18 protein-coding genes are annotated in these 20,092 nt (G+C 66.0%); 8 read left to right on the top strand and 10 right to left on the bottom strand.

The features are described 5' to 3' along the window. Positions 1-4: 4 nt before the first annotated feature. The 7 genes from fxlM to HD593_RS08365 form a co-directional block, all read right to left on the bottom strand. Complete coding sequence (fxlM, locus tag HD593_RS08395) at positions 5-2,056, bottom strand: methyltransferase, FxLD system (protein ID WP_185101623.1); 2,052 nt, start codon at positions 2,054-2,056, stop codon at positions 5-7. A gap of 49 nt (positions 2,057-2,105) precedes the next feature. After that, the gene (locus HD593_RS08390) at positions 2,106-3,170 is read right to left on the bottom strand and encodes a lanthionine synthetase C family protein (RefSeq protein ID WP_185101622.1); all 1,065 of its coding nucleotides are present in this window, start codon (positions 3,168-3,170) and stop codon (positions 2,106-2,108) included. Continuing rightward, a complete protein-coding gene (locus HD593_RS08385) occupies positions 3,167-5,209 on the bottom strand; it encodes a lantibiotic dehydratase family protein (protein ID WP_246547731.1) in 2,043 nt (680 codons plus the stop codon). The genes HD593_RS08390 and HD593_RS08385 overlap by 4 nt, the downstream gene beginning before the upstream one ends. 77 nt (positions 5,210-5,286) lie before the next feature. Beyond that, positions 5,287-5,475: an FxLD family lanthipeptide gene (locus HD593_RS08380; RefSeq protein WP_185101621.1), complete on the bottom strand. Its 189-nt coding sequence runs from the start codon at positions 5,473-5,475 to the stop codon at positions 5,287-5,289. Between the two features lie 234 nt (positions 5,476-5,709). Next, complete coding sequence (locus HD593_RS08375; RefSeq protein ID WP_185101620.1) at positions 5,710-6,033, bottom strand: hypothetical protein; 324 nt, start codon at positions 6,031-6,033, stop codon at positions 5,710-5,712. Between the two features lie 101 nt (positions 6,034-6,134). Continuing rightward, entirely contained in the window at positions 6,135-6,641 is a 507-nt protein-coding gene (locus HD593_RS08370; RefSeq protein WP_185101619.1) for a hypothetical protein, read from the bottom strand. Next, entirely contained in the window at positions 6,638-7,429 is a 792-nt protein-coding gene (locus tag HD593_RS08365) for a TauD/TfdA family dioxygenase (RefSeq protein WP_185101618.1), read from the bottom strand. The genes HD593_RS08370 and HD593_RS08365 overlap by 4 nt, the downstream gene beginning before the upstream one ends. Before the next feature lie 167 nt (positions 7,430-7,596). Between HD593_RS08365 and HD593_RS08360 the strand changes: the two genes are divergently transcribed. Both HD593_RS08360 and HD593_RS08355 read left to right on the top strand, forming a co-directional pair. After that, a complete protein-coding gene (locus HD593_RS08360; protein ID WP_185101617.1) occupies positions 7,597-8,010 on the top strand; it encodes an NUDIX hydrolase in 414 nt (137 codons plus the stop codon). Positions 8,011-8,015: 5 nt separating this feature from the next. Further along, positions 8,016-9,257: a helix-turn-helix domain-containing protein gene (locus HD593_RS08355; protein WP_185101616.1), complete on the top strand. Its 1,242-nt coding sequence runs from the start codon at positions 8,016-8,018 to the stop codon at positions 9,255-9,257. Here the strand turns inward: HD593_RS08355 and HD593_RS08350 are convergent, their stop codons facing one another. Together HD593_RS08350 and HD593_RS08345 are read right to left on the bottom strand one after the other, a co-directional pair. Then, complete coding sequence (locus HD593_RS08350) at positions 9,258-9,743, bottom strand: DUF5615 family PIN-like protein (protein WP_185101615.1); 486 nt, start codon at positions 9,741-9,743, stop codon at positions 9,258-9,260. A gap of 8 nt (positions 9,744-9,751) precedes the next feature. Then, on the bottom strand, positions 9,752-10,378 hold the full coding sequence (locus tag HD593_RS08345) for a DUF433 domain-containing protein (RefSeq protein ID WP_185101614.1): 627 nt from the start codon (positions 10,376-10,378) through the stop codon (positions 9,752-9,754). 356 nt (positions 10,379-10,734) lie between these two features. Between HD593_RS08345 and HD593_RS08340 the strand changes: the two genes are divergently transcribed. After that, positions 10,735-11,088 (top strand): PPC domain-containing DNA-binding protein, encoded by a 354-nt coding sequence (locus HD593_RS08340; protein WP_221524658.1) that lies wholly within the window; start codon positions 10,735-10,737, stop codon positions 11,086-11,088. A gap of 892 nt (positions 11,089-11,980) precedes the next feature. Next, positions 11,981-12,808: a hypothetical protein gene (locus HD593_RS08335; RefSeq protein WP_185101613.1), complete on the top strand. Its 828-nt coding sequence runs from the start codon at positions 11,981-11,983 to the stop codon at positions 12,806-12,808. Positions 12,809-13,221: 413 nt separating this feature from the next. Here HD593_RS08335 and HD593_RS08330 read toward each other — a convergent pair whose 3' ends face one another. After that, positions 13,222-14,076 (bottom strand): hypothetical protein, encoded by an 855-nt coding sequence (locus HD593_RS08330; protein ID WP_221524657.1) that lies wholly within the window; start codon positions 14,074-14,076, stop codon positions 13,222-13,224. A gap of 318 nt (positions 14,077-14,394) precedes the next feature. On the opposite strand from HD593_RS08330, the gene hsdR reads away from it, so the two are divergent. The 4 genes from hsdR (at position 14,395) to HD593_RS08310 (ending at position 20,031) form a co-directional block, all read left to right on the top strand. After that, positions 14,395-16,854: an EcoAI/FtnUII family type I restriction enzme subunit R gene (hsdR, locus tag HD593_RS08325; RefSeq protein WP_185101612.1), complete on the top strand. Its 2,460-nt coding sequence runs from the start codon at positions 14,395-14,397 to the stop codon at positions 16,852-16,854. Between the two features lie 86 nt (positions 16,855-16,940). Then, positions 16,941-17,414, top strand: coding sequence for a type IV toxin-antitoxin system AbiEi family antitoxin domain-containing protein (locus HD593_RS08320; protein WP_185101611.1), 474 nt, complete (start codon positions 16,941-16,943; stop codon positions 17,412-17,414). A gap of 5 nt (positions 17,415-17,419) precedes the next feature. Continuing rightward, entirely contained in the window at positions 17,420-18,895 is a 1,476-nt protein-coding gene (locus HD593_RS08315) for an HsdM family class I SAM-dependent methyltransferase (protein WP_185101610.1), read from the top strand. Further along, positions 18,895-20,031 (top strand): restriction endonuclease subunit S, encoded by a 1,137-nt coding sequence (locus HD593_RS08310; protein WP_185101609.1) that lies wholly within the window; start codon positions 18,895-18,897, stop codon positions 20,029-20,031. The genes HD593_RS08315 and HD593_RS08310 overlap by 1 nt, the downstream gene beginning before the upstream one ends. Positions 20,032-20,092 lie beyond the last annotated feature (61 nt).

The following is a 20,092-nucleotide window of genomic DNA, read 5'->3' as shown; positions in this document are numbered from 1 at the left end:
CCTTCTATGGCCAGTCGATGACGAGTCGGCTGGCGGGCTTGTCGATGATGAAGCGCGGGTCGGCCGCCTTGAGCTGGTCGCGGTTGTCGCCGGTGGCCATGCGGAAGCCGGGGGCGGGAGCGTGGTTGCCGTGGTCGCGGTCCCATTCCTCGATCGCGGTGGCGACCTGCTCGGCGAGGACGGCGGAGCGTGGGCCGTGGCCAATGACGCCGATGGCCCAGAAGCGTCCTTCGGTGTCCTGTCCTTCGCGGAGGGTGAGGTAGGCCAGGGTGTCGCGGTCGAGCGCGGCCATCGAACCCCACGCGAAGTGGGGGGTGAACCCGGCTCGCTGGCCGGGCATCCGCGACAGCCCGTTCGGCAGGACGCATGCCAGCCACAGGTACACCCACTGCCACGGGTCGCCTTGCCGGAACTTCACGCCCGTATAGATGGGGTGGGCGGGGGTGTCCAGGATCGTCCGCATCGCTTTGCGGTCGACGAGCTGTTCGCTGAAGGTCTCCAGGTGGACATCGCCTTCCCCGGCGATCTGGACGCGCGTGTAGATGTCGTCGCAGATGCCCTTGCGTAGCGGCACGAAGGTCGCCATCTCACACGACACGGTTCTCCAGGTGTCGCCGTCGCGTTCGAAGGCGAAGGAGCGGGAGATGCTGCCGCGGATGCGCATCGGGATGACCAGGCGGCCGTCGGGGGCGAGCTGGTCGAGCACCGTGGTGGGGATGTCGCCGGTACCCACGGTGAACTGGATGCGGTCGAAGGGGGCGTGATCCGGCAGCCCGGCCGCGCCGTCGCCGAGTACGGCGGTCACGTTGCCGACTCTGGCGGCTGCCAGATGTGTGCGGGCGGTGTCGACGAGGTCTTGATCGACGTCGATCGTCCACACGCGGCCGGTCGGGGCGACCAGGTGGCCGAGGAGCGCGGCGTTGTAGCCGGTGGCTGCCCCGGCCTCCAGGATGTTGTGGCCGGGGCGGGCGCCTACCTGCTCCAGTTGGGTGGCGACGATGGACGGCGCGGAGATGCAGGAGACCATCTCACCACCGGTGTCGTGCTTGATCGGCACGGCGTCGTCGACGTAGGCGGCCTCCACATCGGCGTCGGGGACGAACGTGTGGCGCTCGACCGTACGGAAGGCCTCGATGATCTCCTGGGTGCGCAGGTGGCCGGTGTCGATGTACCTGGCCACCATGGCCTCGCGCAGCTTGGTGGGATCGGCGGGGGTGCTGATGGCGGTCTCCATCCTGGTGAAGGTAGGGGTTGCTGGTGGCGACTGGCTGGTAGAGGCGGCCGCCGGTCCGGAATCTCCGAAGGCGGCCTGCCAACCGAGCCACGCAGCCGCGGCTTGCTCGGCTACGGGCGTGTTGTTCCGGTTGAACGCGAAGATCGCGTGGTGGGCGAGGACGGCGCGCAGACCTCGCTTCAAGTGCCCCTCCTTCGCGAGGCGGGCAAGGTGGCGGCCGGCGTTCTCGAACGCGGCGACGCGCTGGACCCAGCCCGGTTCGGGGTGGGACCGTTTGGCGGCGTCGGCGTTCATGAGGCGCCGCATCGTGGTGATCGCCGCCGCCCGGCGGTCCTCGGCGGGTGCGTCGATCGGCGGGCGGAGGTCGCCGATCTTCGCCCACACGTCGCCGACCTCGAACGGATCGAGCCCGGCTGCCCGGTACATCGAGGACAGCAGCAGGATGCACCGCTCCCTGTTGTCGCGGCTACCGGTCTCGGCCAAGGCGGCGGGGCTGTCGGCGCAAAACAGCGCGTGGGCGATGGCCATGCCCTGCGGGCCACCGAATGCGTCGGTCTCGGCCTCGTATATGCCGCTCACCCACCCGGCCGCTACCTCGTCGGCGACAAGTTGGTCGAGCAGGGTGTCCACGGGGCGGTCCGTACGCAGCCGTAGCCCTCCCTCCTTGCGCAGGAAGTGGAAGCGCCGTCCGGTCCCAGTCAGTGCGGCCGAGAGCTTGGCCGCCGCTTCGGGGCTCACCTCGGCATCTCCGGGGAAGCGGATTGTGGCGTGCCACCACTCCGGCTCGGCCGGTGGGGCGACATTGTCCTCGTAGTTGTCCATGTCGTCGTTGTTGCTCCTGCATCGGTTCGATACGGCGTGTACGGCGGGGTCAGTGGATCAGCAGGGCGTTGGTCCAGCCGGTGGTGTTGGAGCCGTCCAGCGCCAGTTGCGCCCCGGCGCGCCCTTCAAGAAACCCGGCTTTGGGCAGCTCGTTGATTCCTGCGGCCAGTTGCTGGCGAGCGTGCTGGGTGCTCGTCGTGAACCGGTCGGGGGTGGCGCTGTCGGCGGCGAGGGCGGTGGTGACGGTCAGGATTCCGGCCCAGCCGTGGCAGAGGGAGGCATCGTTCACCCGGTCGAGACGGTCGGGGTCGGCAAGTGCCACCAGAGCGATGCCCTCGGCCTTCTGCCCACGAGCAGGGTCGCCGTGCGCGAGCGCGGCCAGCTGCAGGGCTCGGGCAATCCCCAGGTCCCCGTAGCACCAGGACGGCCGCAAGGGCGGCACCTGCGAGGGCTCGTCGGCGGTGAGCTGGTCGAGGGTGATCCAGTAGGAGCTGCCGAATTGTTCCAGCCAGGTCGCGAACGTGGTGATGGCGTTGTTCTGGCCGTCGACGCGAATGCCGCGGCGGGCGGCCAGGGACAGCAGCGCCAGCGGTCCGGCGATGCCGTGCGCCATGCCGTTGTTGCTGTGGCCGCCGGGGATGTCCACCTCGTGTGTGGGGCTGTCCGGCGACCACCACCCGGGCAGCGTACGGCCCTTGGCTTCGACCGGGCACGCCAGCGACACCAGATGGCTCAGGACGTCGTCGAGCAGCGGCGAGGGGCCTCGACGGGCCAGGAGGAGTGCCCCTAGTCCGGTCAGTCCGCGGATGAGGTCGAATTCCGCGAGCGTCGGCAAGTGGCGGGCCAGCCTTCGCTGGCGGGCGGCGGCCAGGCGGGCGGTCACGACCCGGTCGACGCCTGCCTGAACTTCGCGGTCGATGCGGCCGGCACGGCCGAGAACGAATTCCAGGGCCGGGGCTCCGTGAAAGAGGCTGGCGTTGGAGCCGGTACTGACCCCATCTGCAACCGCCTCCTGCAGCAGGGGGCGCGCGGCCGCCAGGTCGGCGCGCTCGATGTGCAGCAGCGCCGCACCGAGCGCACCCTCGGCCAGGGCTTGCGGTGCGAGGGCGCTCATCGGCTCGACTTCAGGGAGACGACCATGCTGTGCGCCCGCCCGTCGATCCACCCATCGGCGTCCCGTGGCGGTGCCTCGAACAACACCGCGACCGGTGTCCCGCCCAGGTGCGCGCGCAGCAGGTCCACGTCCATCTCCCGGGTCAGGTCCAGCGGCAGATGCTGGTCATCGACGGCCAGCAGCACCCGCTCAGGCACCCCGGCACGGCGTCGCCAGGCGTGCAGGCGCCCGGCCCACTCCTGCAGGTGCGCCGTACGGCCGGGCAGCGTCCGGGCGTAGAGCTGCCAGCGGGCGGCGACCAGGACGGTGCGCCGGTAGTGCAGGGCTGGGGTGAACGGCAACGTCCACGCGGCGCCCCAGTCGAACCACGTCACCTGCGCTGCGGCGGCGCGGCTGATCTCGGCCAGGAACCGGACCAGTGGGGGCGTGTAGTTGTTCCAGAGGAAGTTGATCGCCGTGGGTGCCAGCAGCTCCAGGCGTTCCCCGGTCGCGGCCACCGCCAGATACAGGTGGCCGTCACGGGCGCCGACGACCAGATCACGCGGATGCAGCACGTCCTCTTGCCCGCTGTCTCGGTACTCGCCGACGCTGACCAGCTTCGGCACGACCTGTGGTGCCCGCGTGAGCAGGTCGGCCTCGGCCCGCGTGGGGTGGAAGGACAACTGCGCCAGCACGGCACCGGCCGCGACGGTGGGCAGAGCGACATACCCCGCAGCCAGATCCGGCAGCAGATGCCAGAACCGTCCGGACATGGCGCCGGCCGCGCGGGAGACGGTATGAACTCGCAGCCGGAAGTCGCCCGCGTCCAGAGCGGCGATCGAGCGAGCCTGAACCTGGGCGCACAGCTCAAAGTGGGGCGCGGGCGCGAGGTTGGTGAACGGCTCAGCCGCAGCGGCTTCCAGCTCCTCAACCATCGCCTCCGGCAAGATCACCGCTCGATTGCCCTGGACGGCGGCGGTCCCGGCGAGATCCAGCAGCAGCCGATCACGGCGCGACATCGGTCTCGGCGGCTCCGACAGCAGGCCGAACCCGTCCGGCAGCCCCAATCCGCGGACGGAGTCAGTGACCTGCTCCACAGGAACCTCGGCCCCCTCGCCGAAACGGTCGACGAACCGTTCGGCGTAGCGCCGCCAGGCCGGCGTACCAGCCGGATGAGTCGCGAGCCGAGCCAGCACAGTCGCCGCCGTCTCCACCTCGAGCGCCACCGTTTCCGGCAGCCGCACCTCGGTGTCCAACCGCACATCCACCGCTGTGCGTTCGCACGTGGCAAGTAGTGCGGGCGGTAGGACGGCGGCCGGGTCGGTGACGGTGGCGGCGGCACGCAGCCGGGAACGCAGCAAACGCGTGCGCAGCAGCTCAGCGACCAGCTCGGCCCGGCGGCAGGGTTCGACGTGCGGGAACTCGGCGGCCAGCTTTCCCAGCAGGGCCGCATGCGGAATCGGAGAGCCGGCCGCCTGCAGCACCAGCTCCACCGCCGCCGTCAATGCCAGGGAGAACTCATCCGCGCCCTCGGCCGGAACATGGACGCGGCCGTCGCGCACGCGGGCAAGGTTGTTGACGCACACCTCAACGTCGGCCATCCGTTCCCGTTCTCCGCCGGTCTCCCACGCGATGATCGCCGCGTCCAGGGCTGCCGGGTCGGGCCGGGTGACGGCCTCGTGCGCATCCCCGACGTGCACGAGGGACCTGTCGCCAAACTCGACCAGGGCGACACCGGCGAACAAGCCGAACGGTGTGGATCGGTGCGCGTAACGCAGGGCGTATCGCGCGACGGCAAGCGCGGCGCGCCGGGCCCGGCGAGGGTTGTCCACCTGCCCGTCGAGCACGGCCCGGACCTGGCGGGCCAGGTCCGGGCTGGCATGGGTGACCGCCTGCCGGAAGGGCTCATCCACCCACACCGGGGACAGCCACGACCGCCACTGCTCGATCGAGCAGCCAGGCTTCGGCCAATCCGGAAGCGTAGGAGGAGACAGATGCACTGAGGCGCGCAGCATCCCGGCGCCGGTGCGCCGATACCGTCTGATCCGCGTCCGCGTCATCGTGTTCACTCCGTTCCTGTTCACCATCCGGGAGGGCGCAAGGCCCGGTTCGGCCGATAGGGACCGGGCCGATGGGGTTATGACGTGGTGCAGGCGCTCGGGCAGGAGCTCCCGCACGTGTCGCCGGTGCCGCACCTCAGCGACGTGTTGGCCGCCGGAGTGTTCTCCACGAGCTTGATGTCGAGGTTGAACGGGTCGAACGCTGCTTCCGCGCTGGTGACCTCGTTCACCTGTTCGGTGCCCTGCTCGATGGTTGAAGTGCTCATGGCTTCTGCTCCTATCCGGGTTGGTGTTCCTGAAGGGAGGGGGTTCACGTTGGCGGCGGGACTTTCGTCCCATAAGCTGCCACCGCTGCGTGACGTCACCATCGGCACCGCCGTGCCCACTGCGAAGAAGGAATGACGCATGCGCGGGAGTTGCCGGTAATCACGGACAGGTCCCCTCTTCGTGGTTGTGATGGGCAACTGGTCGATGGTGGATGTTGGCGGGCTGCCTCACGTTCAGCCGCGCTGTCCTCTTCGCGCGAGGAAGGTGTCGGGCTCCGGCGTTTCTCCGCGGCGTATGTGCTCGGCGTTGTGCGTCTCGGCGAGAGCGATGTAGACGTCGAGGGCATAGCGGTAACGGCCGCGCCCGGTCTCCTGGTAGCCGTCTCCCGTAGAACGCAACACGAAGAAGCTCCCACCCTCGCGGCCCCACTCGTACCGGCCGCAGCAGGAGGTGTGCGACACCCGGAGCGTGCCACCGGACGGCCTGTACGGCGCCCACTCGAACGCGGGCCCCTGCTCGTGGCCCATCGTCTGCGGTTCTTGCGCCCTGGCCGTCATCTGTTCTCTCCGCTTGAGGTGCGTTCTGGTCAGCCGCTCTGGGACGTGAAGAGCTGCTGCGTAACCTGCCGATAGGCGTCGTGGTCTCACGCTGGTCGTGATCATCGGCTGGCGTCTTCGACGGGAAACACAGGCGGCATGCCGGGCGCATCGACGGCCGAGGATGGCCTAGCCGTGAGAGGCGGAAGGGAACCTGCCTGCCAGTTCGGCGGTGCAACACGACTCATGAGCTGCCACAACTCGGCCGGCGTGGCCGCCCGCAGGATGATGCCGTGATCGCATTCGCCCATATAGATGGCCACAAAGCGGCGCCAGTAGAGCGAGTACATCAGCAGGAACAGCCCACAAGCACGTTGTTGAAGGTCCATGACATGCCTTTCGGCCACCGCATCAGCGGCAGTATCGGCCTGGCCCGCCGGCAAGACCTCCTCCGTCGCAAGCGTGGGCCGCTGATGGCGCCGTCCGAGGTTCTTCGCGGTAGGGCCGCCATCCGTGCCTTGGGTGCGGCGGCGAGCAGATGGTGAGCCGCCGCATGCCCACCAGACGGCGGACGCCGCTCGGACAAGGCGCTGCATACCTGCCCAGCGGGCTGCCACTGAGATCGTCATGGACGATCCCACCCGTCAGAGGACGCTCCCACCACGGCAAGAGAGCCCGGAACGAACCCAGAGGGCAGCACACAGCTCGTCACGGGATCGCCTAGCACGCGATACATCAGACGAGATCCTCGAAACTCGCAGCGCCCATGCAACATGCGCCAGTTGTCCAGCAGATAGCCCTGTCCGGGCCGCAGCGGGAGTTCGCGCACATGCCTGCTGATCATCGCGCGTAGCACCGGAACGGCTTCGTCAACGGGCTCGGTAAAGTGCTCCAGACCGTCAAGACGGAGTCGAACCGTCATCCGGCCATCCGCCGTCGGCTCAAACACCGACCCCCAGTAACCAGGATCGCCAAATCGGACCGTTCCAGGCCGTTTCAACGCCTGCAAGAGACCAGGCGCATGAGTGGCCAGGTCCGCGTAGACGGCGGCCCCGTCCACCACAGAGGACTCGCCCCCGCAATCGGCAGGTTGGACGCACACCAGCATCACCAGCCTGGGCGGCCGGGCCAGCGCGGAAGAGTCCGTATGAGGACCCAACTCCCTGTGCCCGAATCCGGCATAGCCGAGACGATCCGCCACGGAACCCCGATCGGCGATCATCGTCACACCGTCCGCCCCAGCGTCCCGGTGCTCCCGCATGGTCAGCAGCCGCGAGGCGAGATCGACTACCGACCGCCGGTCGTGAACCCCGTCGAACGTGACCAGGCCATCGCGCGCCAACATCTCGACGGCTCGTACCGGCCCATCACTGCTCGTCAGGCTCACGTAGTGGCTGGCGAAAACCTCGTGGTCCACCGTCATCACCTCCGATAGCTGCCCGGACACGGGAGTCACGGCTTCAGCGTCCGGTAGACCCTGCGGATTGGACAAGTGACAGATTGTCAACCTCCGGAACCCCGGCCAGCAGCGATTGATCGTGTTAGGTTCCAGGCACAGCCATCAACCCAGAGAGGCCGCTGCTGATGAATTACCGCCCCCACACCTTTCCCGTGTCGGTGAAGGGCGTGATCGTCCGCGATGGCAAGGTGCTGCTGCTGCGCAACGAACGCGACGAATGGGAACTGCCCGGCGGCAAACTGGAGCTCGGCGAAGACCCGCCGGCCCGCCTTGAGCGCGAGATCAGCGAGGAAACTGGCTGGGATGCGCAGATCGGGCCGATCCTGGACTCCTGGCAGTACCACATCCGCGACGGCGTCGACGTGCTGATCGTGACGTACGGCGCGACCGTAACCACCGACAAGCCGCCCGTGGTTAGCCACGAGCACAAACAGGTCGGCTTGTTCGCCGAGCATGAGGTAGAGAACCTGCGGATGCCGCAAGGCTACAAGCGGTCGATCGCCGACTGGTTCTCCAGGCTGCGTGATCCAGTGAGGTAGAGCCCATGCTGTGCGCCGCGTGCGCAACCACCGTCGATGACGGATGGAACGCCTCCCATCTGTGCCCAGCGTGTCACGCCATCAGCGGCGCACCACTGCCCAGCCTCACCTCCGCAGGCTCACCGATCTGGCTGTGGACATCTCCGTCCGCAAGCCCCGCGCTCGCCTCCGGCAACCTGGCAGTGATCATCAAAGCGTACCGACGCACCGCCCGAATCACCCAGTCCGCCCTTGCCACGGCGCTGGGCTACGACACGACCTACATCTCGATGCTCGAGAACGGGCGGCGAGCCATCACGGACGTGCCCACCCTTCGACGGGTGGCCCAATACATGGGCCTACCCCCACACGTTCTCGGCGTGACCGACCCCACGGATGCCGACTTCATCTCCATGATCAAGTTCGGCGAATCCACCATCCGCCTGGCCTCCATCGCTCGCGAGTCAGGACACAGCGCCGAGGCCATCAACGAACTGTGGCCCCTCGTCTGGCGTCTCGAAGCACGACTCGCCGACGGGCACGCCGACCGTGCCGCCGCACAACTCCTCGGACAAGCCCGCGCCATGCTAGGTGTCGCCCTCGGCGACGTCCTTCCCGAGGAAAGCCTCGCCTCCGCCGCGCGCTGGACCGGCCGCGCCCTCCTCATCGCCCACCGCCTCGACGACGTAGCCCTTCTCACCCGCGCTCTACGCGTTCACGGCAACGAACTACGCAAGATTGGAAAGAAGCCGGCAGCCGCTGCTCGTCTCCAACGAGCCTCCGACATCGCGCCACCCTCCGAACGTGGTGCAGTCCTCATCCCCCTGGCTCGTACGCTCGCCGAACTCGGCAACGCCGAGTACTTCGACACCACGATCACCGACCTGCAACGCTTCGTGGACTCTCACCACGGCACACCGCTGGTCAACCCCTTCGTGGTGCGAGAGGTACACCTCCGGGGCTTGCTCGCCACAGGCCGTCTCCAGGACGCGACACGTCTCGCAGGAGCGGACACACCAGATGCGGCTGGTGTCGCGCCGCAATGGCAGACGATCGAACGCGTCACGGTCGCCGAGGTCTTCCGCGCCAACGGCGACGAGGCCGCAGCCTCCCACGCACTTCTGCAGTCGATCGCGACCGCGGAGAGCACACGGCTACCTCATCAGATCCAACGCGCCATGCGAGCCGCACGAGGAGCCCTGCCAGAAGTCGAGGAGGCCGGCGCAGCAGCTCTCCAACGCCTGTACCTCACGTTGCCAACGGCCTAATCACTCACCGGAGCGTTCGCCGCGAGAGGGCTTATGGTCGCCATGCTGTTTGCGTGGCCAGATCGACGACGGGGCTTGGCGTCGTGGGTCGAAAGTCGTGTACCTCGGCTCGGCGCGTAGAGGCGGCACGACAACGATCCGCTGACCATCGGCCTGCTCCAGCTCGTTGATGATCCCTCGGATACTGTGGATGATCGCGCCAGCGGCCGCCGCCAGCGAGCGTAACCCCCCGCTGCTCGTCTCAATGAAGACAACGTGTCGTCCCGAGCGCTGGATGGCGCGGCAGATGTCGGGGTCGAGAAGTTGCTGACTGTCGTTCGAGATGACGACGTCATAGCCCTTGCGTTTTGCTTTGTCGTACAGCTGCCGATCTTTGATGCCCTTCCACTGCGCGTTGACGTGGGTCATCTCGTGCTTGCGCACCAGCAGCCATGACAACGGCTCCGCGAGTGGCTCCGGAACGTTTTCATCGAGGAGGATCTTCATTCAGTCGCTCAGCCAACCTGGTCCTGAACATCGAATCTGCGGACGTAGTCCGCGAACTGTTGCGCAGCGAGGGCCGCCTCAGCGCCGACGGATGGGAAGAACCGCGAGATTTCCTCAGCGGGCACATCATCGTCCATGAGGCTGGCGACCTGGTCGTAGCCAATCCTGGTGCCCTTGACCACAGGGAAGCCGGAAAGGACCTCGGGGTCGACTACTACACCGGGCACGGGCTGTTGGAATGGCAGGACGCGGCCCATTCGGCCGTCGAACTCTCCGAAGATGTCCACCAGGTCTGCCAGCATCGCGTTGCCCGGCGCTCGCAGGAGGTCGATGGCTTCGTCCCCGTCTACGAGGACGATGGTGTTGCCGCTACGAACGAGCTTGTACTCAGACAGGTGCTCGATCTTGCCCATGGCTCTCAAGTTCTTGATCGACTTCCGGATGTCCTGCAGCGACGTAACGTCCTTCTGCCGCAGATAAGTGATCGATCGGAGCGCCACAACATCTCTGTACGAGTAGAGGACCTTGTGAGGTGTCTGATACTCGGGCGCGAACACTGGGGGCTGACGCCGCCAGTACCTCAACTGCCCCACGGAGGCGCCAGAGAGCGCAGCCGCGAGCACGGTGCTGTACATGTTGCGCCCCTCTCTCTAACTCGTTCCTCAGCTAGACGTTAACGTCTCGACTTTGGTTTACATATGGCGATTTGCTCACAATTGACTCAACCGTCCGGGCAGGAACGTCTCGCACGCCTTCTTCTACCTACGGTACTCAGAGCATCACGGAATGCACGCAACATTGCCAATGCGGCAACCTCTAGCGAGCCCACACGCTGTATGGCTCCGATCACCGGCCGCTTGTACCCACGCAGTCGCCCCACACGGTCAGCCCGCCCGAGCAGGCACCAGCCACGAACGCACCACCGGCCGCACCTTCGATCACGGCGAGGACTTCTTCACCGCGCTGAGCGACTTCTGCCGCATGCCGGCGTATGGCAGGGATACATGCCCATGTTCCTGGCCGACCTCGCCGAGGCGGACATCGTCAGCACCTGCGAGAAACCTCCCAATCCTCAGGCACCGGTCTGGTCAAGGTCCATCTGGCCAACATCGAGGCCCTCGGCTGCGGCACCATCGCCTGGGATGCTGAGGCCAACCAGATCCTTCCGCACATCCACGTCGCTGTCGGGCTCAAGCAGCACTCTGCCGACGGCTACACCAGCCACCTACTCGCAGCCAACGTCCAGTTCCTCACCGAACTCCTCATCGTCGAAGTCAGCGCCCCCGCCATGCGTCGCCCCGCAAACCGACCTCTACAACGTGCCCTGCTGACATTCGGCGAGTGAGGTTACCGCTGGACTGAGGGCTCGGAGATTCCGGACCGCACCTGGCGGCCTCATTTAGGCTGCGTACTGCCGGATCACGGACCGGTGTCTTCGGCCTTGGCGGGTCTGATTTCTCCTTCCTGAATGCACGCGCCGACCGGCAGCCTCCGGCTGATCCGGTCAGACGGCACGCGCAATGCGGTGCCCGACAAGGCGCTCGGCCTCTACAAGCGGATACCAGGCAGCCCCCCTCACCTCGGATTCCTGGATGCGCCCCACCTCCGCTGCCGTCACGAAGGAGTACCCGATGCGCGATCAGCTCGCGGTCGGCCCTGCTCGGGCCGGATCTGGGCTTGGACCTCATCTTCGTCCTCACAACTCCGCGAGGTGACCCTGAATCGCAAAATTCGTCTCTGGCTCACTGGACTCCACGGTTTCCGTGCCGCATCGGCGCGGCCCCGGGACCGGTGAAGGAAAGGGCTGGTGCAATGAGTTGCGGACGTGGGGTGCGGCCAGGCGATGGCCGCCGACGGATCAGGGTGTGGTCCTGCTGGGTGATCACACCAGGGGCGATCGTCTGCCTGCCCGCCGGCCGAATCGCTGTACTGCTCGTGGCTGCGGGGCTGGCGCTCATGCTGGCCGTGGCCGCCGCCGTTGTCCTGGGTGCGGCGTTTGCTTCCCGCCACGGTGTACGCCGCGCGGCGGCCCGTACCCTTGATCAATTGCTGAGACTCATCCCTTGGTCGCTGCCGCGGTAGATGGGCAGCGAGACCAGCGTCAGGCGGTACGACACCACAAGGACGCGATGGAGATGCCCCGCGAATCGGGCGGGGGGCGCCGGTACCCTTCGCCTTTTCGTGGACAACTGCCGATACGTCCGTCGTCGAGGCATGCGATGTGCCTCAATAGAGGCATGGAGCCTGTTGCGGCTGGAACTCGAGTTGCAGAAGACGCGGCGGCGGATGTCGCCGCGTCTTCCCGCCGTATCGGCGGCGTTTACGCTGAGCGGCCTGCGTGCGTCTACGTCATGCATCACGACGAACTCGGCGCGGTCAAGGTCGGAATCACAGGAGCGAAGTCGTCACGCCTGGAGGTCTTTCGCCGGCGCGGATGGACGCTCGTCGGAGCTCTGCCCGTTGCGTCCGGCGACCACGCCTGGGAGCTTGAGCAAGTGGTTCTCCGGCATCTGCGGCAGCTGGGTTTGACGTTCTTCCTCTCGCGGGCACAGGTGCCGAGCGGCCGCTTGGAGACGTTCAATGCCGATCAGATGCCGCCCGGGCGGCTGTGGCAACTCGTGCAGGAGGCGCCGACCTGGTTGGCAGAACGGGACGCCCAGGAGGCCGAGGCGCATCGGCGCGCCCGGGGGGCACTTGACGCGATGGTCGAAATGGCCGCGGCTGAGGCGAAGGCCGCACCTCCGTTGGCCATGCGGGAGGATTTGACGCGCGGGCAACTGTTCGCGCTGTTCGGGCGCAACGGGGTGAAGTGGCATCGCGCTCTGTTGATCGCCCGATTCGATGACGGTGACGTACGCCTTCGCAACGGGCCGATCATGCTCGGCGCCATCGCCGTCGATCCTGCCACCTTGACTGTTACGGGGAGGTACCGGGTGTTCCTGATACGGAGACCGTTCAGTTCGGCCTACTTCGAGGTGCCGCTCGCCCAGGGTGTGATCCCAGCCGACCCGGTGAATGAACGACGTCGTCGGCTTCCGCCTGCTGGCCCACGTCCTGTCCGCTGAGATCGTGCCCGCCACGAGCGACTGCTGGGGCAGCTTTCCCTGAGGACAATCCGAGGGTCACGGGCACCGGTGAGCTTGTGTCCTCTTCTCTCAGCAGGACACCTTCAGGAGGACGCTGCCAGAATCGTCGCCTGGCGGCTCTGCGCTTGCCGATAATTCCATCCATGCTGATCAAGCGGCAGGTGAGTACTCGTGGAGGATGCCGCCGAGCCGGTCTCGTCGGCGTACATTCAGGCGATTCGCTCTGGACCCGTGATCGGATGGGGGACGGCGCGCAGCGGGGCTGCTTGGTTCAGGGCTTGGTGGGCTCGGTGCTGGTTGTAGAAGTGTTCGTATTCGCGCAGGGCGTGCCGAAGATGGTTTTCGTTCCATATGAGGCAGCGGTCGAGGAGCTCGTGACGGCAGAACTGCACCTACCGTTCCATGATGGAGTTCATACGCGGCCTCGGAGTGCCGGTGAGCACCATCGTGATGCCGACCTCTGTAAGGAGCTCGTTCATAAGGGCCGGGAACTTCCCGTCCCGATCTCGGAGCAGAAAGCGCGCCCGGCAGCCCACATTGTCCAGGTCCATCACCAGGTTCCTGATCACTTGGATGACCCAGGCTGCGCTCGGGTGAGCGGTGGTGCCGAGCACACGGACGCGCCTGGTGGCGTGCTCGATGACCGCCAGGACATACTGACGTTGCCCGCCAAGGGTGGCGGTTTCGATGAAGTCGCAGGCCAGGATGGCGTCGGCTTGCGAACGCCGGAAGTCGGCCCACGTGGTGGACGCCCGCTCGCGCGCTGGATCAAGACCTGCCTGCTTGAGAATCTCCCAGACCGTGGACGGCGCGACCTTGATGCCAAGCATGGCGAGCTCACCATGCACCCGTCGATAGCCCCAGCCAGGGTTCTCCCGAACCAGGCGCAGGACGAGTGTGCGGATGGAGCGGACCGTGGGCGGTCGCCCTCGCCGCTTCGGCCGACAGATACGGGCGTGACGACGTCTCATCAGATCACGGTGCCAGCGCAAGACAGTGTCAGGACGGATGAGAAGCCGCAACTGGCGCAGGACCTCGTGGGGCAGCGATGTCAGGAGAGCGGCAAGGTAGGCCCGGTCCTCAGGCGCAAATCGCACTTTGGTATCAGCGCCGAGTTGGCGTTCAAGGACGGTGATCTGATGACGCAGGACGAGAATCTCCACGTCTTTGTCCCGATCGCCCATAGGCAGCAACCGCAGCGCGGCGAACGCGTTCGTAACGGCGAGGTAGGCCAGGCGAAGGAGCACAACGGATCATCCTGCCGTACGCACTTCCGCCTTCCGAGTGGGCGGAGCTCGTGTACGCCACGCGAAGTCCCCGCAGAGCCATGACCTGGCCGGATGCAATTATCCGCAGGCGCACTGCCGAACCTGCTGGCTTCGTTGCTGACAATCGAGGATGAGGCGCTGACGACCGACCTCCGGTGGCTGGCTAGCCAGGTGATTCGGCAGGTCTGCCGGTCTGAGGTAGTTTCCGGTCATCCTGCCGAAGATCCAACCCGCGTTCAAAGGGGGTTTGGGATCGATAGTCCGGAAATTGTCACACCCTCCAGGTAGAAATGAGGGGTGACTTCCAGTAGCGGCAATCCCACCGAGGACGAGACCTGCAAGCGGTTCGTCCTGCCCGCTCTCGTCCGGACCGGTTGGAATGTAGAAGACCAGGTCAAGAGCCAGTACCGGATCAACCGCGGCCGGATCCAGCCGACCGCCCGCCGCCACCATCAGCAACGCCCACTGATCGCCGATTACGTGCTGGAGCACTCCGACGGCCTACCGCTCGCCGTCGTCGAGGCCAAACGCTCCCGCATTGATCCCGCTGAGGGTTTCGAGCAGGCCAAACGCTACGCCGAGCTACTGGACGTCCCATTCGCCTACTCGACGAACGGCACCCGCACCATCGAGATCGACTACCGGACTGGCCTGATCTCAGAGATCTCAGAGTTCCCCACACCGGAGCAGCTCTGGGCCCGGTACCGCGATGACCGATCCCTCGCCGACGACGCTCATGCCGACTTGGCATCCGCGCCGTTCATACTGACCCGCAACTGGGACGGCACTCCGAAGGACCCCCGCTACTACCAGCGCAACGCGATCAACCGAGCCGTCCAGTCCATCGCCAAGGGGCAACGACGGTTGCTCCTCGTGCTGGCCACCGGCACGGGCAAAACTCTGGTCTCGGCGCAGATCGTCGCGAAACTGTGGAACGCAAACTGGCCAGAAAAGGGGCGGCGGCCCCGTGTCCTGTATCTCGCCGACCGGAACATCCTCATCGACCAGCCCAAGGACGACTACTTCACCGAGATGTTCGGCGAGGCCGTCCACCGGCTCGGCCAGGGCAGAGTGCAGAAGAGCCGCAACATCTACTTCGCGCTGTATCAGTCACTGTCACAGCCTGGCGGGGCGCAGGACTTCTACACGAGGTTCGACCGGCACTTCTTCGACCTCATCATCGTCGACGAGTGCCATCGGGGCAGCGCCGCGGAGGGCTCGCAGTGGCGCGAGATCTTGGAGTACTTCGAGCCCGCCGTCCAACTGGGACTGACGGCCACGCCGATCAGCCGTAAGGACGTCGACACCTACCACTACTTCGGCGACGCGATCTACCAATACTCCCTCGCCCAGGGCATTCGCGACGGTTTCCTCGCCCCTTACCGGGTCCGCAACGTCCGGATCGACATTGACTTGTACGGCTGGCGGCCGGACACAGGTCAGCTCGACATGTACGGCAGGGAGATCCCCGACGAGCTGTACGGGCCGAAGGACTTCGAGCGGGTCGTGGCGATCCTCGACCGCACCGACGAGGTAGCCCGCTACCTGACGGAGTATCTACACAAGACCGGCCGCATGCACAAGACGATCGTGTTCTGCCAGACCAACGACCACGCGATGCGCATGGTCGAGGCGCTGACCCGCGCAAACGCCGACCTGTCGCAGCGGTACGGCCACAAGTGGGTCTGCCGGATCACCGGAGACGACCACGAGGCCGGCCGAGAGCGTCTGGATGAATTCCGCGACGACGCCTCCGAGGTCCCGGTCATTGCGGTGACGTCGCGGATGCTGTCGACGGGCGTCGACATCCCGACCGTCCGCAACATCGTGTTGTTTCGGGTGATCCGCTCGATGCCGGAGTTCAAGCAGACGATCGGTCGCGGCACCCGCCTGTCGCCCGAGACCGGCAAGTTCGCGTTCGACATCATCGACTTCGTGGACGCGACCCGCTTGTTCTACGACCCCAAGTTCGATGGCCCGCCGCTCCGACGGCTCCGCGACGAGGCAGACCCGGACGGCAGCTTCATCACCTTTCCCGAGGACCTCGACATCGAGCCCGACCCGGACCCCGACGAGGCGGCCGAGCCCGAGGCTGGGTATGAAAGTAACGACGGCGGTGACCTTCCGCCGATGATCACCGACGGCGAGGAGATCGACGACATCCGCGCCGAGGGCCGCACCCTCTATATAGACGACGTCGAGGTGAACATCCTCGGTTCGGCCGTCTACATCACCGAGGCTGACGGAACGGGCCTGCGGCTGCGCCTCGTGCGGCTGGAGCAGTTCATCAAGGACAAACTGCACGAGCTCGACCTGTCCCCGCACCAGCTGCTTGCCCAGTGGGCGCACAGCCAGAGTCGTAAAGAGCTGCGGGAGCGCCTGGAGGACATCGGGATCAGCACAGCCGACCTTGGTGAGCTGACGGGCCGTCCCGACGCCGACGCCATCGACCTGCTGATCTATCTCGGCTGGGGCCTCCCCGTGCTGTCGCGCTCCGAACGCGCCCTCCGCTTCAAGCTCCAGCACCGTGAGTTCCTGGAGTCGTTCGCCCTTGAGGCCCGCGCGATCCTCGAACGCGTGCTGGCACAGTATTCCGCACACGATGAGAGCGAACTGGAAGTTCAGTCCATGGACTCCCCTGCCTACCAGGAGTTCGGCACGGTCGTCGAGATCGCAGAGCTCTTCGGTGACCGCTCCGGCGCCGGGCTGCGCACCGCCGTCGACCACCTGCGCACTCAGCTGTACGAAGCCTCCTAAGTTCTTTTGGGGCGGACCAGACGAGATCCGCATCGTGCACAAAACTAAAAGCGACTATAAGTTTCATATGCGCTAGCCTTGTGGCCGTGAGGCAGCGGGAAGAGGAACCCCGGACCCGGCTCTGGCGCCGGGCCGCCCGTCAGCGCGGCTTCTTCACGGCGGCCCAGGCGCTGCTCGACGGCTACTCCTATCAGTCGCAGTACTTCCACGTCCGCCGGGGCAATTGGACGCGCATCGACCGGGGCCTGTACCGCTTCCGCGAATACGCCGACCTCCCGCCGAGCGACCTCGACCATCTGGTCCGCTGGTCCCTGTGGAGCCTAGACCGCGCGGTCTTCTCCCACGAGACAGCCCTGAGCGTCCACGGCCTCGCGCCGGTCGACCCGGCTGTCGTGCACATGACGGTTCCGCCCGGATTCCGCCAGCGGGACCCGGCCGTGCTCACCCACCGCGCCGACCTGTCCCCCGCCGACGTCGAACACCGCGATGGCTTCCGCGTGACGACTCTCGCCCGCACCCTCATCGATCTGAACATCCAGCCGACGAAGAAGGATCTCTGACGACAATGGCCTCACCCGCGAAGAAGCAGGACGCGACCTCCCGCGCCCGTCTGTCGGCCGTCATCAAGTCGGCCCGCGACATCATGCGCAAGGACGCGGGCCTCAACGGCGACCTGGACCGCCTGCCTCTACTGTCCTGGCTGCTGTTCCTGCGCTCCTTCGACGCGCTGGAGGCCGAACGCGAGGTGTTCGGCGAAGACCCGATCATCAAACCGGAGTACCAGTGGCGGGCCTGGGCCGACGACGAGACGTTCACTGGCGCGGAACTGCTGGCGTTCGTCAATGGCAAGCTTCTGCCCGAACTCGCGAGCATGCGCAGTGACGTGCCTGGCGACCCGCGCAACGTCCTCGGCCAGGTATTCGCCGGCGTCCAGAACCGCATGCTGTCGGGTTACCTGTTCCGCGACCTGGTCAATCAGATCCGCGGCATCGACTTCAACAGCAGCGACGACATCCACACGATGGCGTTCCTGTATGAGGACCTGCTGAAGCAGATGCGCGACGCCGCGGGCGACTCCGGCGAGTTCTACACCCCGCGACCCGTCATCCGCTTCATGGTCGAACAGACCTTCCTAAAGCTCGGCGAGTCGATCATGGACCCGGCGTGCGGCACCGGCGGCTTCCTCGTCGAGGCATACACCGAGCTGATCCCGCAGGCCACCAGCAGGGTCCTCCAACAGCAGCTATTCAACAACATCCGCGGCATCGAGAAGAAGCCCCTGCCGTTCCTGCTCTGCATGATGAACCTGACCCTGCACGGCATCCCCTCCCCGAAGGTCCTCCACGCCAACTCCCTCCGTGTGATGATCGACGAGAAGGGTCCCGGCTCCCAGGTCGACGTCATCCTCACCAACCCGCCCTTCGGCGGCGAAGAGGAGGACTCGATCGCCAAAAGCTTCCCCTCCGGCTACCAGACCCGCGAAACGGCCTGGCTCTTCCTCCACGCCGTCATCAAGAAACTGAAGCAGGGCGGCCGCTGCGCCATCGTCCTTCCCAACGGCGCCCTCTTCGGCGAGGGCATCGGCGCCAAGATCCGCAAACAACTCCTCGAGGAGTGCGACCTCCACACCGTTGTCCGCCTCCCCCAAGGCGTCTTCGCGCCCTACACCCAGATCCCCGCCAACCTCCTCTTCTTCGACAAGACCAGCCCCACCAAGGAAACCTGGTTCTACGAGATCACCCCACCCGAGGGCAGCCGCGGCTACGCCAAGACCAGGCCCATGCGCTACGAGGAATTCGAGTCCACCGCCGCATGGTGGGGCGGCCCGGAGCGCGCCGACCGCACCGAGAACGACCGCGCCTGGCGCGTTCCGATCGCCGACCTCCTGGCCTCCGGCTTCAACCTCGACCTCACCAACCCGAACACCATCGACAACCTGTTGCACCGGTCGCCAACCGAACTCCTTGCCGAGCTGATCGAAACCGAGCAGGAGGTCCTCAGCCTTCTCACCTCTCTCCAGAAAGACGTGGAGGACCGCTGATGGCGCTTCCGGAACGCCCCCTCGGTGAGGCCATCACGCTCGCGCGTTGCTCGGTCTCTGTGAATGCCGACCACGAATACCGCATCGCGGGCATCTACAGCTTCGGCAAGGGCCTGATCAAACGCCCGACCATCACCGGCAACGAAACCGCCTACAAGGCGCTCAGCCGTCTCACCACCGGTCAGCTCGTGATGAGCAAACTCAACGCCTGGGAAGGGGCACTGGCCGTCGTCCCCGAAGAGTTCTCCGGAGCGCACGTCTCCCCGGAATACCCGGTCTTCGACATTATCGAGGCGGAAGCCGACGTCCGCTACATCTCCCACCTCGTCAGCTGGCCCCCACTATGGGACCGCCTCACCCCGCGCGGCTCCATGGTGCGCCGCAAACGCACCACCCCCGCCACCCTCATGTCCACCCCAGTCCCCCTGCCAGACCTGGACGAGCAGCGCCGCATCGCCGCCCGCCTCGACGCGGCCACGGCGAAGCTTGGTGAGCTTGCCAAGCTTCGCTCTCGCGCGGAAGCTCTCCGCGTCGCAATTCGCGATTCCGTGTTCCATGAAGAGCAAGGCAATGCGCCGACTCGTCTGGGGAACGTGCTAAGCCTCGAGCGGATCCCTGTGACACCTCAACCAGACGCGCAGTACTCGCAGATTGGAATCCGCTCATTCGGAAAAGGCATATTCCATCGCCCGCCAGTTCTCGGCAGCGAGCTCAGCAAGCTCAAGTACTTCGAGATCCATCCAGACCGTCTGATAGTAAGCAACATAATGGCTTGGGAGGGCGCAATTGCCATCTCCGGCACCAACGAGTCAGGATTCATCGGGTCGCACCGCTTTTTGACCTACCGCCCGTCGGATGCAGTTGATATCCGATACCTCAATTACTTCTTTCAGACTCGCGCGGGCCGCGACCTCATCCGGAGCACATCCACGGGAACGGTACTTCGGAACCAGACCCTCTCGATGAAGGACTTCGAGTCTCTCTCGGTTGCTCTTCCCAGCAAAAGGCGGCAGGAGGAAATCGCGCAAATGCTGGACCGGCTTGGGGACACGCAAAACCGTTCAAACCAGCAGGCGGACCTGGGCGTTACTCTAACCAATTCGCTGCTGAATGCGGCGTTCAGTGGGCGGTTGTGAGTGGGGGCGCAGCTTGCCCGACCTCGCACGGATCGTTCGTTAGGGCCGGTGGGCGCAGATC

The organism is Nonomuraea rubra (assembly GCF_014207985.1).
Classification (GTDB): Bacteria; Actinomycetota; Actinomycetes; order Streptosporangiales; family Streptosporangiaceae; genus Nonomuraea; species Nonomuraea rubra.
This window is presented reverse-complemented; position numbering and strand designations above follow the sequence as displayed.